Source organism: Flavilitoribacter nigricans DSM 23189 = NBRC 102662, from assembly GCF_002646595.1.
GTDB lineage: Bacteria > Bacteroidota > Bacteroidia > Chitinophagales > Saprospiraceae > Flavilitoribacter > Flavilitoribacter nigricans.
Window position 1 is genome coordinate 70,463 of sequence record NZ_PDUD01000001.1, and the last position, 14,423, is coordinate 84,885.

The 14,423-nt window shown below is 51.6% G+C and carries 10 protein-coding genes and 1 riboswitch; of the genes, 6 read left to right on the top strand and 4 right to left on the bottom strand.

Annotated features, from left to right (window positions below):
• Nucleotides 1-4: 4 nt before the first annotated feature.
• Both metX and CRP01_RS00300 read right to left on the bottom strand, forming a co-directional pair.
• Complete coding sequence (metX, locus tag CRP01_RS00295; RefSeq protein ID WP_099148288.1) at nucleotides 5-1,108, bottom strand: homoserine O-acetyltransferase MetX; 1,104 nt, start codon at nucleotides 1,106-1,108, stop codon at nucleotides 5-7.
• Between the two features lie 118 nt (nucleotides 1,109-1,226).
• Nucleotides 1,227-2,549: an O-acetylhomoserine aminocarboxypropyltransferase/cysteine synthase family protein gene (locus tag CRP01_RS00300; protein ID WP_099147978.1), complete on the bottom strand. Its 1,323-nt coding sequence runs from the start codon at nucleotides 2,547-2,549 to the stop codon at nucleotides 1,227-1,229.
• 223 nt (nucleotides 2,550-2,772) lie between these two features.
• A riboswitch (SAM riboswitch) is annotated at nucleotides 2,773-2,891 on the bottom strand.
• Between the two features lie 224 nt (nucleotides 2,892-3,115).
• Here CRP01_RS00300 and CRP01_RS00305 point away from each other — a divergent pair.
• The 3 genes from CRP01_RS00305 to CRP01_RS00315 all read left to right on the top strand — a co-directional run bounded on the left by CRP01_RS00305 (nucleotide 3,116) and on the right by CRP01_RS00315 (nucleotide 5,767).
• Nucleotides 3,116-3,538 (top strand): OsmC family protein, encoded by a 423-nt coding sequence (locus tag CRP01_RS00305; protein ID WP_099147979.1) that lies wholly within the window; start codon nucleotides 3,116-3,118, stop codon nucleotides 3,536-3,538.
• Nucleotides 3,539-3,621: 83 nt separating this feature from the next.
• Nucleotides 3,622-4,803 (top strand): trans-sulfuration enzyme family protein, encoded by a 1,182-nt coding sequence (locus CRP01_RS00310; RefSeq protein WP_099147980.1) that lies wholly within the window; start codon nucleotides 3,622-3,624, stop codon nucleotides 4,801-4,803.
• A gap of 157 nt (nucleotides 4,804-4,960) precedes the next feature.
• Nucleotides 4,961-5,767 carry a hypothetical protein gene (locus CRP01_RS00315; protein WP_099147981.1) on the top strand — a complete coding sequence of 269 codons (807 nt, stop codon included), beginning with the start codon at nucleotides 4,961-4,963 and terminating at the stop codon, nucleotides 5,765-5,767.
• A gap of 74 nt (nucleotides 5,768-5,841) precedes the next feature.
• On the opposite strand, the gene CRP01_RS00320 is transcribed toward CRP01_RS00315, so the two are convergent.
• Complete coding sequence (locus CRP01_RS00320) at nucleotides 5,842-6,588, bottom strand: MBL fold metallo-hydrolase (RefSeq protein ID WP_099147982.1); 747 nt, start codon at nucleotides 6,586-6,588, stop codon at nucleotides 5,842-5,844.
• Nucleotides 6,589-6,695: 107 nt separating this feature from the next.
• Between CRP01_RS00320 and CRP01_RS00325 the strand changes: the two genes are divergently transcribed.
• On the top strand, nucleotides 6,696-8,117 hold the full coding sequence (locus CRP01_RS00325) for a serine hydrolase domain-containing protein (protein ID WP_099147983.1): 1,422 nt from the start codon (nucleotides 6,696-6,698) through the stop codon (nucleotides 8,115-8,117).
• A gap of 277 nt (nucleotides 8,118-8,394) precedes the next feature.
• Here the strand turns inward: CRP01_RS00325 and CRP01_RS00330 are convergent, their stop codons facing one another.
• A complete protein-coding gene (locus CRP01_RS00330) occupies nucleotides 8,395-10,326 on the bottom strand; it encodes a T9SS type A sorting domain-containing protein (RefSeq protein WP_143473212.1) in 1,932 nt (643 codons plus the stop codon).
• Nucleotides 10,327-10,549: 223 nt separating this feature from the next.
• Between CRP01_RS00330 and CRP01_RS00335 the strand changes: the two genes are divergently transcribed.
• The gene (locus tag CRP01_RS00335) at nucleotides 10,550-11,599 is read left to right on the top strand and encodes an NAD(P)H-dependent glycerol-3-phosphate dehydrogenase (protein ID WP_099147985.1); all 1,050 of its coding nucleotides are present in this window, start codon (nucleotides 10,550-10,552) and stop codon (nucleotides 11,597-11,599) included.
• 54 nt (nucleotides 11,600-11,653) lie between these two features.
• Entirely contained in the window at nucleotides 11,654-14,161 is a 2,508-nt protein-coding gene (locus CRP01_RS00340; protein WP_099147986.1) for a YfhO family protein, read from the top strand.
• The last annotated feature ends 262 nt before the right edge of the window (nucleotides 14,162-14,423 follow it).

The following is a 14,423-nucleotide window of genomic DNA, read 5'->3' on the forward strand; positions in this document are numbered from 1 at the left end:
CGGGTCAAAACCCTTCCGTTCCCGGAATAGCATCCGTATTCAGATCAATCACATCCATTTTTTCTTCGAGGGCTCGCTTGTTCCCGTTCCGGGCTATTTCATCCGCCAGGAAGGGGCCGAGTAAACCGGCGATCAGTTCACTTTCGATCAGGAAGCCATCGTGTCCGTAAAAGCTGTCGATGATCTCCAGTTGGGAGCCTTTGATGCCACGGGCTACAGTGGCCTGCTCTCCGATTGGAAAGAGGACATCGGAGTGAATACCGATCACCAGAGATCGGGCGGTGATCCGCGATAGGGCTTTTTCCAAACCGCCACGTCCGCGGCCGACATGGTGGGAGTCCATTGCTTTACTCAGGTACCAGTAGGACAACACATCGAAGCGGTTAAAGAGCTTCATGCCCTGATAGCGCTGGTAAGAACTGGCGCGGTAATCATCCAGGAGTTCCCCGTTTTTATCCGTTTGGGTCAGTTCGTAGGTCTGGTAATTGCGATAGGATAACATGGCGATGGCCCGGGCCGATTCGAGGCCGGCTTTACCCGCACCTGGTGTGCGATCCTGCCAGCTGGGGTCCGATTCGATCGCCATGCGCTGGGCCTCATTGAAAGCGATGCCCCAGGCCGAGTGCCGGGCATTGGTAGCCAGTACACAGATCCTCTTGGCAAAATCGGGCGCCATGATGGCCCATTCCAGGACCTGCTGGCCTCCCATGGAACCGCCGATCAGCAGTTCTACCTGCCTGATGCCGAGCTTTTTGGCCAGTATCTGGTGGCAGCGTACCATATCCCGCACGGTAACCACCGGAAAGTCTTTGCCGTAGGTGGTACGGGTGCGGGGATCGATGCTCGCCGGACCGGTCGTGCCGTAACAACTGCCCAGGATATTCGCACAAACGATAAAATACGATTGCGGATCGAAGAATTTACCCGGACCTACCAGACCGGGCCACCAGTCGAGGGCGTCGGCATTTGCGGTCAGTGCATGGCAGATCCAGACTACGTTATCCGCCTGTTCATTGAGCTTTCCGTAGGTACAATAGGAGATCTCCAGCTCAGGTAAGCTCTCCCCTACTTCCAATAAAAATGGTTCTTTTACGATCAGTGTATTCACAAACAAAGTTATTTGGAAACTCCCGGTGAGATTCCAGAAGATGAGCTGCAAAAACAGGTTTTAGCCTATTCTTACCAGCTCACCTTCTTTCGTCTTGCTTTTAGGACTTAGCCCTTGATCAGGCCAGTGCTGCTTCTCCGGAGAAAACTTTGGCAAAAGCCTGTTCAAAGTCTCCTTTAATGTCATCAATATGTTCGAGCCCTACGGACACCCTCAGCTGTGTGGGCGAAACCCCGGCAGCAAGCTGCTCGCTTTCGCTCAGTTGCTGGTGCGTGGTGGCGGAAGGCTGAATAATCAGTGTTTTGGCGTCACCTACGTTGGCGAGGTGACTGACCAGTTCGAGGTTATTGACCAGTTTGGTGGCATTTTCTTTTTCTCCTTTCAAAACGAAGGACAAAACGCCGCCAAATCCTCTTTTCAGGTATTTTTTAGCCCGCTTGTGGTTGGGGCTGCTCTCGAGTCCGGGGTAATTGACGGATTCTACCTGCGGGTGTTTTTCCAGCCACTTGGCCAGCGTGAGGGCGTTGTCTACGGTGCGGTCCAGACGCAGGCTAAGGGTTTCCAGTCCCTGCAGCAGCAGGAAGGAATTGAAGGGCGACAGTGCCGGTCCGAAATCCCGCAAGCCTTCAACCCGGGCCCGAATGATAAAGGCGATATTGCCGAAAGGCCCGTCCGTACCGAAGATATCCCAGAACACCATGCCGTGGTAACCTTCCGAAGGCTCCGTGAATTGAGGATATTTTCCATTGCCCCAGTTGTAGTTACCACCGTCGACGATCACCCCGCCGATCGAGGTACCGTGCCCTCCGATCCATTTGGTAGCGGACTGCACCACGATATTGGCACCGTGATCCAACGGACGGAACAGATAACCGCAACCGCCGAATGTATTGTCAACCACCAGGGGTAAATCGTGCTTTTTGGCAATTGCTGCAATGGCTTCGAAATCGGGTACACTGAAAGACGGATTACCAATGGTTTCGGCGTAGATCGCCTTGGTATTTTCGTCGATCTTGGATTCGATAGAGTCCGGATCATCGCCCGATGCGAAACGCGCTTCTATGCCAAGCCGTTTGAAGGCCACCTTAAACTGGTTGTAAGTTCCACCGTACAGATTGGAAGAAGATACGAAATTATCTCCCGCCTGCAGAATGTTGTTCAGTGCGATAAACTGCGCCGCCTGACCGGATCCGGTCGCCAGTGCAGCCGCACCTCCCTCGAGGGCAGCAACCCGTTTTTCGAAAACATCCGAAGTAGGGTTCATGATCCGGGTGTAGATATTGCCAAACTCCTTCAGTGCGAATAAATTGGCTCCGTGCTCGGAATCCTTGAAGGTGTAAGAGGTGGTCTGGTAAATAGGGACGGCTCTCGAGCGGGTGGTGGATTCTACTTCTTCCTGACCGGCGTGTAGCTGTAAGGTTTCGAATTTTAATTCTGACATGGGTTTTGTTTAAGAATTTGTAAAATAGGTTATTATGCTTCTAATAAGACGCAGGAGATGGGGATGTCCCCGTCCTCGACCTATTACGAAGGGTTAAAAAATTACTGACAACAATAGTGGAAAAAGCATCGAATGCCATTGTGGAATGGCCGCCCTGGTAACAGGGGAGCATAATGCGGTACAGGAGAATCCTGCTGAAGAAGTAAATACATTTTGATATCCGATTTTATATTTCCACTCCGACAGTATTATCTGAGCGGCGGGATTTGGCACCTTTTATCGGAAGTGATAAGGTTGCCAGGGTTTCGTAGAGCCCGATCTCTCCACCCTTCGGTATAAAATCAATTCTTGCTAAGAAGTGATTGTGCTGCAAATGTATCTACCACTCGGCAAAAAATCAAGTATACCGGAAAATAACTCGAATTTTGTTAAAAAAATTATCTACTTGCAACCCTATATTTGCGCTCCCCATTATTCAATGAGTAATTCCAGGGATTCAATGAGCAGATGCTCATTTCTCCCGTGCAGGCTTGCTCTTCGGAACAAGCGATAAAATTCTTTTTAATATGAAAATCAAGTTAGAACGGATTGACGATGCCTTCCACATGCGGTCCACGAACGAGGACGGATTGAGTGTCGAAGCAGATGGTGCTCCCAAGATCGGCGGAGGAAATAAAGCCGTTCGCCCCATGCAGATGCTGCTGGCATCGATGGCCAGTTGCAGTACGATCGATATTATTCTGCTGCTTAAAAAACAGCGCCAGGATCTGAAACACATCGAAGTGGAAGTTGAAGGCCAGCGGGCCGAAGGCGTAGTTCCTTCCGTATTTACGGACATTCATCTCCACTATAAACTCTACGGGGACCTCAATCCGAAAAAGACAGAAAGAGCCTGCCGTCTTTCCATCGAGGAACTTTGTTCGGTGTCCAAGATGTTGGAAAAATCCGTAAACATCACCTGGGAATATTCCATCCTGGAGCAGAAGTAAACCGGACTTCGGCCCCGTTAAGGTCGGCCGAAATGAGCATTTGGGTTGCTTGCGGAGCGGCCATCATACCAAAAATAATAGCTATGAGTCATAAAGATCACGAATTTGAGACCGGTGCGATCCGGGGACAAATGGATAAAACGGGGTTTCGGGAGCACAGTACGCCGATGTTCCTGACCTCCAGCTTCACCTTTCCTTCCGCCGAAGTGATGCGCGATACTTTTTCCGGCGACGCCGAAGGCATCATCTATTCGCGGTACAACAATCCCAACACCGACGAACTGATCGCCAAAATGTGCGCCATGGAAGGCGCTGAGGCCGGATTCGCTACGGCCTCCGGAATGGCCGCCGTTTTCGCCAGTATGATGGCTTTCCTGAAAAGCGGCGACCACGTGATCGCTTCGCGGGCCGTTTTCGGTTCTACCCACCAGATCCTGACCCAACTACTGCCGCGCTGGGGTATTACCCACAGCTACGTGGAACCGACGCAACCCGAAACCTGGAGCGAGGCCGTACAGTCTAATACCAAGATGTTCGTGCTGGAAACCCCGTCCAACCCGGGACTCACGCTGGTAGACCTGCAGGCTGCCGGAGATTTCGCGCGGGTGCACGACCTTATTCTCAACGTCGACAACTGCTTTGCCACGCCTTATTTACAGCAGCCACTGCAATACGGTGCCCACCTGGCGGTTCATTCCACAACCAAATGGACCGACGGCCAGGGACGTGTGCTGGGCGGCATGGTTCTGGGATCCCAGGAACTGATCGACGAAGTGATCTTTTTCTGCCGGCATACCGGCCCGGCCCTATCGCCGTTCAATGCGTGGCTGATGTCCAAAAGCCTGGAAACCCTGGGCGTCCGCATGGATCGCCATTGTGCCAACGCCTTACAAATGGCCGAGGAACTCCAGCAGCATCCGGAGATCATCCAGGTAAGTTATCCGTTCCTGCCCAGCCATCCGCAGTACAAGCTGGCCAAACGGCAAATGAAAATGGGCGGCGGCATCGTGACGATCGAAGTCGAAGGTGGTGTGGAACGGGCAATGCGTTTTCTCAACGCCGTCCAGGTTTGTTCCCTATCCTCCAATCTCGGTGATACGAGGACCATCGTCACGCACCCGGCATCCACCACCCATTCCAAGCTAAAAGCGGAGGAAAGACTGGCGGTCGGCATTCGGCCGGGATTGATCCGAATTTCCGTAGGATTGGAAAATATTAAAGATATATTAGCGGATGTAAACCAAGCATTGGAAAAAAGTCGTTAACATAGATGATGAGGGAAATCAGGTCCGCGAAAACGTCTTTTTTCCCTCATCACCCCCCTGCCCCACTATAAAGTACGCAGGTCACAGTTAAAATTTAGGTAATGACGAACATTTACTATTGAGAATAACTTATTAAAATAACCAAAAACTGTACCTGATGAAATCTATTATGCTCACCCTACTTATGGGTTTAGGCCATTTTGTTATGGCTCAACAGGTCTTTTCCGGCGTGTTTCACCAGACCGAAGCCCAAATGGTTTACGCCGATAAACTTACCGAAGATGCACTAGAAGGGAAAGTCCAGGAATGGAACAACCAGGGTTTCCGCACCATTGACATTGAATCCAAACTGATCGACGGCAAACGTTATTACTGGCTGATCGGCAGCAAAAGTGATCTGAAATCCAAACTGGAGATCATCACCGGCTGGAGCGATTTCGTAAAAATGAAACGCGCCATGGTCAAGGAGGATTACGTACTGACCGATGTAGAGGCCAATGCCCTCAACGAGATCGACCATCACTTTGTGGGGATCTGGCACCAGGGAGACACCAAACACAAGATCTGGAAACTGGATTCCGTAGAAGGTGTAGAAAAGAAAACGGAAGAGATGGGAGAACAGAATTACTATCCCGTGAATATTGAGGTATTCCAGACGCCGGCTAAAACGCCCGTTTATCTGGTTTCCTATTACTACGGTCCCGTAACTTCCCAAACGCACATCTTCACGACCACCGATACCAAAGAGTTCAATACGGATCTGTTACAGCGCACCAAAAGCGGGTACCGGATGATCAAATACGAGCACTTCGAACTGAATGATGTACCGCATTATATCAGCATCTATCGCCGCGGGGATTACGAATCAAAATTCGTACGCGCGCTGGATCGCACCGAGTTTGACGGTCTCTGGGAACGGCAGGAAAAAGAAGGCCTGCACCTCGTGAACGTAGATATCCAATAGCAGTAAATTCAGTACAGTTTAAGTCATAAGTCGTAGCCTATTTAAAACTACGACTTATGACCATGTACTACCCATTAATTGCCGGGATACCAGTTTCTAAGTCTTACCTCCACTCCGGCATTGCCCGCATCTACCAGTTCTTTAAACTGGTCTACATTGGCCAAACCTTCGCTTCCCCGGTAATGGAACGGATACACCACTTCCGGTTTAAATTCCAGCACCGCATCGGCCGCCTGCTCCACCGTCATGGTATACGGCAGATTCATACACACAAAAGCTACATCAATATTTTCCAGCTGACGCATTTCCGTGATATCTTCCGTATCTCCGGAGATATACAGCCGTTTTTTTCCCATGGTCAGCACATAGCCGTTGCCCCTGCCTTTTGGGTGGCGGGAATCCTCCGTTTCCGGCAGATTATACATCGGTACACCTTCAATGGCAATACCCTTCCATTTGGTCATACCGCCGTTGGCCAGTGACTTCACCTTTTTGAAGGAAATCTCTCCCAACTGGTCGATCACCGCCTGCGGCGCTACCAGGGTAGTTTTGCTGAGATCGAGTCCACCGAGGGTTTCCTTATTCAAATGATCCCCGTGGATGTCGGTGATCAGGACCAGATCGGGCGCGCCAAAAGCAGTAAACTTCTCGGCTCCGCCGTATGGATCTACAAAAATGGTTTTGTTCTTAAACTCCAGCACCATGGTACTGTGCACCACGGGAGTCAGTTTGATGTCTCCCTTTTTGGTGGAGATCATTTCGGATTGAGCCGAAAGGGATACGCTAAGTCCCAGGATAAAAAGCAGAATTAACTTTCTCATACTAAGATGGTTTATTCGTTCTTTAATTTTTTATTTTGAACTTGTCGGAAATTCTTTATCGATAGCCGAAAACTTCGGACAACTTCTTTTTCAAAAACATTATAAAAATGCCATTTAACTACCGAATGTTTGTTTTTCTGGCGGCTTTTTGTTGCCCGCTTCTGGTAAACGCCCAACTCACGCCGGATCAGGAGGCCCGCATCGATGCCGTGTTCCGGAAATGGGACCAACAGGACATGCCGGGAGCCGCCCTGGCCGTTATCCAGAATGGAACAATCGTATACCAAAAAGGTTACGGGATGGCTAATATTGAGCACCAGATCCCGATCGGTCCGGAAACAGTCTTCTACATCGGGTCCGTATCCAAACAGTTCGTAGCGATGTGCATGTTGCTGCTGGAAGAACAGGGCAAGCTCGATCTGGATGCCGATATCCGTACTTATCTGCCGGAATTCCCGGATTACGGCTACCCGATCACTACCCGCAATCTGATCCACCATACCAGCGGCATCCGGGACAATCTCACACTCTGGGAACTGATCGGTCGCTCCCACCTCGATGAAATTCCCGAATCCGAGATCTACGAACTGATCATGCGCCAGGAGCAACTGAACTTTGAACCCGGTACGGAATACCGCTACAGCAATTCCTGCTACTTCATGATGAGCCTGATCGTAGAGCGCATCACCGACCAGTCGCTCCGCGAATACGCCGACGAGCATATTTTCAGCAAATTAGGGATGGAACATACTTTTTTTGGTGATGATAATCGGCGGATCATCCCCAAACGGGCGTCCGGATATCACGAAAACGGGGAGGGTGAGATCGAGAATATGATCATGCGCTTCGACCTCGTTGGATCCGGTGGCCTGTACAGCACGGTGCAGGACCTGTTTCTCTGGGATCAGAATTTTTACGATAACCAATTAGGAGAGCGCGGCCAGGACCTGATCAAGGATATGCTCACCAACGGCCGCTACAAGGACGGTAGCGAAGTCGATTACGCATTTGCACTCCAGAATGATCTTTACCGGGGATTGCGCACCGTTTCCCACAGTGGTGCTCTCGGCGGATACCGGGCGCATTACTTACAGTTTCCCGACCAACTGTTCTCGGTGGTTATCCTCAGTAATGTGACCACCTTCGCCCCCGGCGACAAAGCCTACGCTGTTGCCGACATCTGTCTGACCGACGAACTGGAACCAAAACCCAATAAAGGTTTTGCCGTTGCCTCCACGACCGTTCGGGTCAGTGGACCGACACCGGAGATCGATGTTTCGGATTACAGCGGTCGTTATTATTCTCCGGAACTGGATTATACCTACGATCTGGAAGTGGAAGAAGAGAAACTGGTGCTAAAGATCGGCGAAGTGTACCGGTTCGATCTGATTCCAACTACCACTACCCTATTCAAAATGGATAATGGCTGGAGTGTGGAATTTCAGAAAGAGGCAGATGAGGCTGCTTCGGGTTTTCTACTGAATGCCGGTCGGGTGAGCGGCCTACGATTTGTCAGGAGTAAGGAATAGGGATGATCCGCCAATTAGGAATCAAGAGTCCTGTAAGGACGAAAATATAGGCAGCCTGTACAATCACCCTGAAGGTTCAGCTTGCTGTAGGTTTTTCATGGCATACCTCCGACATGCTAAATTGGGAATTTCTTTCAGATTTAAGTCAAGATACGCGTGATCCATTGAAAAAAAGGCAGCCCCGCCGGGCGGAGCCACCTTCATCTGTCAATAATTTAGTCAGGAGTCCATTTGCAGCGGATACGATTATCCGGGCCGCCGTAGCCGGACTTAGTATTTATGGGGTAACTACCAGTCGTTTGGTACGGAAACCAAAATCTGTTTCCACCAGCAGATTGTACACACCGGGCGCCAGGTCCGCGACGGAGAAACGCAGATTGTGTTCTCCGGCGAAAGCATTTTTGTCCTGGTGTAGTACTTCCAGTTGACTACCCTTAACATCCATCAGGCGCAGGGCCAGGCTGGACTTTTCCTCCAGTTTTACGGTAAGTTGTACTTCAGCGTTGGCGGGATTTGGGCTGGGTTGTCCTACCGAGAATTTGGTAGAGACCGAACCGAAATCCACTACCGGAGTGGTAGCCGTTTCCAGGGTGATAATGGAACTGAAGATCTCAATATTACCATCGTTGCCCCGTCCGTCGGCCCAGAAAGGAATCGCGTACTCTCCGGTGGTAACGATCTGCGTGTATTCACCGATACCGAAGCCCATGTTCCGGCTGCCGATCTGGGAGAAATCACTCGGAAGGGAGGTAACGGCAAAATCCGGCACAAAAGAAGCGCCACCGTCATCGGAATAGGTCAGATAATAATGGGTTTCCAGGTTATTTGGATCGTCTCGACGATCGTACCATCCCGCAACGACTACTCCGTTCTCATTGACGGCCAGACTGGGATGAAACTGATCGGTAACCGGATCGGCATCCTGGTTCAGTACGATCGGCGTATCCCAGGTATTACCGGCATCGGTAGAACGGGAATAGTAAATATCCAGGCCCGTCGTAACATTTTCATCCAGACCGGCAGCCATCCAGACGACGTACAGGTTGCCGTCATTAGTGCCACCGGAGCGGTCTACCCGCAGGTGCGGACTCGGATATATACGTGCCTGATCGATCCCGGTGATGCAGGTTTGGGTACTGTCCTGGATCAGGAAACACGGCAGATTAAAATCGGAGATTGCCGTGGGTTGGGAGAAACTCATCCCTCCATCCGCAGAAGACGTATAGTATAAGGTCGGCAGATCCGTTTCCGATTCCAACTGGGTGAACATCAGGTGAACCGTACCCCGGTCATCTACATCAATACTGGTAAATTGGACCAGAACGGAATCGGGCGTATTTATAGCGACCGCCTCTTCCGCGAAGTTGTTGGACTCCGGCAATTTGCGCTTTACCAGGATCCGGTACCCCACCGTGGTATCGGTTACGGCGCTCAGTTCGGCGTAGGCAATGTAGATGTTGCCACGGTTGGAGGAGATCTCGCTGTAATCTACCGCCATCCATTCCTTGTCTACGAACTTACCGGATTCCAGGCCGATGTCTCCATCCACTCCGGAACCGGAAAAGACGATCTCTCCACCGTCTACCGGGCGGGAGGCCATTTCCCAGGTAGCGCCACCGTCTTCGGAAGTAGCCAGATAAAGATTGGCTTCGGTCTTGAGGCCGTTCAGCACATCCATGGTCAGCAGCAGCCAGGTGATATGAGCCGTACCGTCTTCTTCAAACACGATAATGGGATCACCGCCGCCGGCTACAATTACCAGGGGATCGAGGAAATCGACCCCGTCAAACTCACTTTTCTGCCAGGTCTCACCGAAATCGGTGGTGTAATAGGTAGGAAAGGAAAGTTCCACCCCCAGCAGTGGGGATTCTTTCTGCAGCATACCGGAAACGATGATGTTGTTCTCATCGGCCGGGTTGATAGCCGCGTGGATCTCCGACTCAGCTTCTTCGGATTCGGTCAGATTGCCTTCGGGAGCAGTCCGGCCTTTGCCGTAAGGCACTTCTTCTCCGGCCGGGATCTGCCGGATCTTGTCTACATATTCTTCGGGGTGCAACATTACCGAAGAATTCACCCGGATCTTATTCCGGAAGGATTGCTGCGCGATCTTACTTAGTTGCGCAGGAGAAAACTTTTGGGCCGGCAGCGTGGCACACCAGGCGACCAGCACGGCTGAAAAAAGGATCTTTGGAAGTAGTGATTTCAACATAATCTACTGTAATTAAAGAATTAAGGATGACCAAAAAAAAATGCGACGCAACTAAGGACAGCGGCTTATACCCGGATCGGATCCGGATATAAACTTTTCCTTAATTGCGTCGCATTAACTCATAGTACTCCGAAGAGCACGGCCCAAATATAATGTTTTTGTAGAAAACTATCGCGTTCAACGCAGAAAATGTACTTTTACGGCAAAGTGAAAAATCCTATTGATGTCAGAAACTTCTGGACAACGACCAGTCGGAGTGATCGGGGCGGGAAGCTTCGGAACGGCCATCGCCAACTTGCTGGCCTATAATGCCGATGTACTGCTATACAGCCGGAATATCGAGCTGGTGGATACCATCAATTCCACCCGGGAACACTTAGGCATTCATCTGTCCGCCAGTGTACAGGCTACCAATGACCTGCAACAACTGGCCCGGGAATGCAATCTGCTTTTTCCGATCGTACCTTCCACCAACTTTCGCAAGATGATGCATAACCTGGGGCCACATCTGCGCCCCTACCACATGCTCATCCACGGTACCAAAGGGTTTGATATTCGCGGCATTTCCGACTCCAATCCCGGTGGCGGGAAGCTGAAGCGCGAGAACGTCAGCACCATGAGTGAAGTGATCCGGCAGGAAAGCGTGGTGGTCCGTGTCGGCTGTTTGTCCGGTCCCAACCTGGCCAGTGAGATCATGGAGGGCCAACCGACCGCTACCCTGATCGCCAGTCCGTTCGATGAGGTGATCCACGCGGGAAAAATGGTGCTGGACAGTAAACATTTCCACGTTTTCGGTTCCCATGAGATCCTGGGCGCGGAACTGGCCGGTGCATTGAAAAATGTCATCGCGCTCGGTTCAGGGATCCTCAAAGGTAAAGGGCTGGGTAAAAACCTCCAGGCCATGCTGATCACCCGCGGCCTGACCGAAATGGTCCACTTCGGCAAGGCAATGGGCGCATCCGGAAGTGCGTTCTTTGGTACGGCGGGCATCGGTGACCTGGTTGCCACCGCCACCAGTAAACGCAGCCGGAATTTCACTTTTGGCTTCCGACTGGGTCAGGGAGAGTCTATGGAAGATATTTCCGATAGCATGCCCGAGCTGGCCGAGGGGGTCCGTACCTTGCAGATCACCCGCCAACTGGCCGATTATTACAATTTGCGGGTTCCAATCACCGAGATGTTGCACCGGGTGGTTTTCGAAGGTTTCGATATCGACCGGGCCCTGGAATATCTCATGACCTATCCCTACGACGTGGATGTGGACTTTTTATAATGTGGTATAAAAGACCACTTACTCTGATTGCAAATACTCAACAACCATTAGTATATGTTCAAAAAATTGCTTCCCTATATTTCTGCAGTTGTGCTCTTTCTGGCAATTAGCATCAGTTACTTCTTTCCGCAATTCAACGGACAGGTGATGCCTAAGGGCGACCTTACCCAGTGGAGGGGCATGGTACAGGAGATCAAGAGTTACAAAGCTGAGACCGGAAAAGACGCACTCTGGACCAATTCGATGTTCGGCGGCATGCCGACCTACCAGATCGACAGTGTCCGTAAAGGCAATGAGCTGACCATTCTGGAAAAGATCGCCCGCCTGGGTATACCGTCTCCGGCCGGCCATTTCTTTCTGGCGATGTTGAGCTTCTTCATCATGCTGGTGGTGTTGCGGGTCAATCCCTGGCTGGCGATCGTCGGGGCGGTGAGTTTCGGACTCACCACCAATAGCCTGACGATCTATGAGGCCGGGCACATTTCCAAATTTATGGCCCTGTTCTATCTACCTTTGGTAATTGCCGGTATGATCCTTGCCTTTCGCAAGCAATACCTGCTGGGCGGCGCTATTTTCGCTCTGGGTACGGGGCTCAACCTCTGGGCCAGTCACCCGCAGATGTCCTATTACTTCGTACTGACCACGGTATTTTTCGGAGTTGCCCAGTTGATCAAATCGATTAAGGAGCAGGAAGTTCCGGATTTCTTAAAGGCCGCCGGTACCCTGGTTGTTGGCGGATTACTGGCACTGGGAAGTACAGCATCCAATATTCTCCCCACTCTGGAGTACGCCGAAGACACCATGCGGGGTAAACCCATTCTGGAAGCGCAGGGCGCCGTAGATCCGAATAACAGTAGTCAGACCGAAGGCCTGGCCTGGAACTACGCCATGGCCTGGAGTAACGGCACCATCGACCTTTTCTCTTCCTTCATTCCCGGCGTAGCCGGGGGAGGTAGCGGAGAACCGATCAGCCGGGATTCCGAGATCGGCCGGGACCTCACCAGCCGCGGGGCACAACTGCCGGCAACTTTCGGCGCGCCCTTGTATTGGGGAGATCTGCCCTTTACCAGCGGCCCGATCTATTTTGGGGCCGTGATCTTTTTGTTATTTCTGATGGGGATTTCCCTTGTGAAAGGCCCGGTCAAATGGTGGCTGGCTCTGGGTACGCTGTTTACGTTTATGTTGTCGATGGGCAGCAATCTCGAATGGTTTAACCGGCCGATCTTTGATCTGGTGCCGCTTTATAATAAATTCCGGACGCCCAACTCCGTGCTCGGAGTGACCTCCGTACTGGTACCGGCCCTCGGCCTGATGGCGATCAACCGCATCGTTAAGGGTGACGTGACTAAACAGGAAGTGATGCGGAGCCTGATGATCTCCGGAGGCATCCTGGGTGGTCTTTGTCTGTTCTTTCTGTTGCTGGGCCCCTCCATGTTTGATTTCACCCACATGCGGGACGCGCAAAATGCGCAGACCTTCCGCCCCGAACTGTTGGTCTCCATGCGCCAGTCGCTGATGCAGTCGGACGCCTTCCGCAGTCTGGCGTTGATCGCCCTGAGCGCTGCGGGGATCTGGGCCTTCATCAATAATAAGATCGACCAAAAATGGTTGATCCTGGGATTGGGTGCACTGACCCTTTTCGATCTGTGGGGCGTCGGTCGCCGGTATATCAATGCCGAAAGCTTTGTGCCGGAATCTCAATACCAGGCCTCCTTTACGCCCCGGCCGGTGGACACGCAGATCCTGCAGGACCCCGATCCGCACTACCGCGTGCTGGACCTGACAGAAGCGACCTTTGAAGCGACCAAAACTTCCTACTATCACAAATCTATCGGTGGTTATCACGCCGCCAAACTGCAGCGTTACCAGGATATCATTGACCGGCACATCCTCCAGGGCAATCAGGGTGTACTCGATATGCTGAATACCAAATATATTATTCAGCCCGGCCAGAACGGCCAGCCCGCAGCCCAGCAAAACCCCGACGCTTTGGGCAATGCCTGGTTCGTAAATACGATTGAAATGGTAGCGGATGCCAATGCGGAGATCGCAGCCCTGGGCAACCTTGATCCCAGCAACGTAGCCGTCGTAAACCAGGAATTCCAGGATTACGTTTCCGGTATGAACCTGAGTCCGAACGGTTCCATCAATCTGACCGAATACGCTCCGGATAAGCTCACTTACCAGAGCAATACTTCCTCCGAGCAGCTTGCGGTTTTCTCCGAGGTCTGGTACGGACCGGACAAGGGATGGAATGCCTACATCGACGGAGAGCCCGTGGATCACATCCGCGTGAATTATCTGCTTCGTGCCCTGCGGGTGCCCGCCGGTCAGCATACCATTACTTTCGAATTTGAACCCGGGGTTTATAAAGCCGGTGTCGCTATTTCGCTGATCTCTTCCCTGATCATCATTTTGGGTGTATTGGGCATTGCGGGCTACTACGGCTACCAATTCTGGCAGCGGATGCAGAATCAACCGGCAGAACCGGCTCCGGCTCCGACCAAAGCGAAAAAGACGGTAGCGCGAACCAAGGCCAAACGCAAGCCCCGCAAAAAATAGGCTGATAAATGCCTTTGGCACCGCTTTTATAAAATTCGGGGTGTGATTCATGCGAATCAGGAGTTAAAAGTCCCGGAGGGACGAGATATAGGTAGCCCGTCCAATAATTTGGGAGGTTCAGCGTGCCGTAGGTACGCAATATGGTTTTACATGGCGTACCTACGGCACGCTAAGCCGGGAAATGGTCATTTTGCTACCTACACTTTGTGCCTAAAGGCACATTGATTCCAAGTTTAACCCCTGATTCGCATGATTCATGATT

What these genes read in the sequence shown, in the direction of transcription:
- CRP01_RS00300 (WP_099147978.1), bottom strand. Translation starts at nt 2,549, where the DNA reads ATGTCAGAATTAAAATTCGAAACCTTACAGCTACACGCCGGTCAGGAA.
- CRP01_RS00305 (WP_099147979.1), top strand. Translation starts at nt 3,116, where the DNA reads ATGAAAATCAAGTTAGAACGGATTGACGATGCCTTCCACATGCGGTCC.
- CRP01_RS00310 (WP_099147980.1), top strand. Translation starts at nt 3,622, where the DNA reads ATGAGTCATAAAGATCACGAATTTGAGACCGGTGCGATCCGGGGACAA.
- CRP01_RS00315 (WP_099147981.1), top strand. Translation starts at nt 4,961, where the DNA reads ATGAAATCTATTATGCTCACCCTACTTATGGGTTTAGGCCATTTTGTT.
- CRP01_RS00320 (WP_099147982.1), bottom strand. Translation starts at nt 6,588, where the DNA reads ATGAGAAAGTTAATTCTGCTTTTTATCCTGGGACTTAGCGTATCCCTT.
- CRP01_RS00325 (WP_099147983.1), top strand. Translation starts at nt 6,696, where the DNA reads ATGCCATTTAACTACCGAATGTTTGTTTTTCTGGCGGCTTTTTGTTGC.
- CRP01_RS00330 (WP_143473212.1), bottom strand. Translation starts at nt 10,326, where the DNA reads ATGTTGAAATCACTACTTCCAAAGATCCTTTTTTCAGCCGTGCTGGTC.
- CRP01_RS00335 (WP_099147985.1), top strand. Translation starts at nt 10,550, where the DNA reads ATGTCAGAAACTTCTGGACAACGACCAGTCGGAGTGATCGGGGCGGGA.
- CRP01_RS00340 (WP_099147986.1), top strand. Translation starts at nt 11,654, where the DNA reads ATGTTCAAAAAATTGCTTCCCTATATTTCTGCAGTTGTGCTCTTTCTG.